The organism is Sphingomonas populi (assembly GCF_004208535.1).
Classification (GTDB): domain Bacteria; phylum Pseudomonadota; class Alphaproteobacteria; order Sphingomonadales; family Sphingomonadaceae; genus Sphingomonas; species Sphingomonas populi.
In genome coordinates this window covers 1-992 of sequence record NZ_SGIS01000157.1, presented here as the reverse complement: position 1 = coordinate 992, position 992 = coordinate 1, and the positions used below count along the sequence as shown (strand labels likewise).

Genomic DNA, 992 nt, shown 5'->3' with positions numbered 1-992 from the left:
CGTAGCAATCGCGCGTGACCTTCTCGAAGGTCGGTGCAGACCTATGCCCTGCCCTACGCCGTGATACAGGCTCTTCGCCCGCACGAACGGCCTTGCGCAAATTCGCGGCGAGGATCCGTGCATCGGCAAGAGGAACGTCCTGCGCAGGTCCAAGGCCGAAATCGCGACGTCGCCCCGCGTGTTGCATCCGCAGCACCCAGGATCGCGCTCCGCTGTCGCGAACGAGGAGGTAGAGACCGTGCATATCGGCATGTCTGCCGGGACCTGCATGTTTGACCTTGAGAGTAGTCAACGCCATCTGAAACTCCGCAATGAAGTCCCACATCAAGTCCCACACTTTGATCCGGATTTAGCGGAAAACTGTGGGACGCACTGGCTCGACAGTTTTCAAGTATTCGCAATAAGATCAAGAAGCTGGGACGTAATGATGGTTCCTGGAATTTCACAACGGTATCCGTAGGGGTCACCATCCTTTGTTTTTCAATAACTTAGGTGGTGAGATCGACCGAAAATCTCACAGTTTTGTCTCACAGTCCGAGCAGGATGCGGATGAGCGGGTACGGTTACCTCCCGCTCCGCTAAACTCTTTCACAAGCTGTTGATTATGAACGGCAAAATTAGCATCTAACGAATTTCAGCAACATCGCGCCCACATTCGACGCGCCTGCGTTTCGGCGCGAAACGTAGCCGGTGGTCGCCCCGCCGCATCGAAGTTCACATTTCCGGCATATCAGCAGGCGGGGCGCGCGCCATAACAGCAAGCTATGGCCACTAGCCCATCGACTTGATCCACAGATAGTTGCTATCGCCCCGTAGTAGGCAACGAAGATGGCTGGGATTATCGATGGATTACAATCTCGAAACTCTAGTGGATTGATTCCAACGTTTGATGCCCGCGCCTGACGGCTGCGATAATCTGATCGGGATTGGCCTTCCAGACGAACGGCTTCGGTTCCTGATTATGCTCTTTTATGAAGCGGTTGATGGCGGCC

1 protein-coding gene and 1 pseudogene are annotated in these 992 nt (G+C 54.6%); both read right to left on the bottom strand.

The genetic code is table 11. The features are described 5' to 3' along the window. Window positions 1-325, bottom strand: a 325-nt coding sequence (locus tag EWE75_RS24690) for an Arm DNA-binding domain-containing protein (RefSeq protein WP_231708559.1), incomplete at its 3' end; no start/stop codon positions are given. A gap of 540 nt (window positions 326-865) precedes the next feature. Continuing rightward, window positions 866-992: pseudogene (locus EWE75_RS24685) on the bottom strand (IS630 family transposase); the annotation flags it as partial.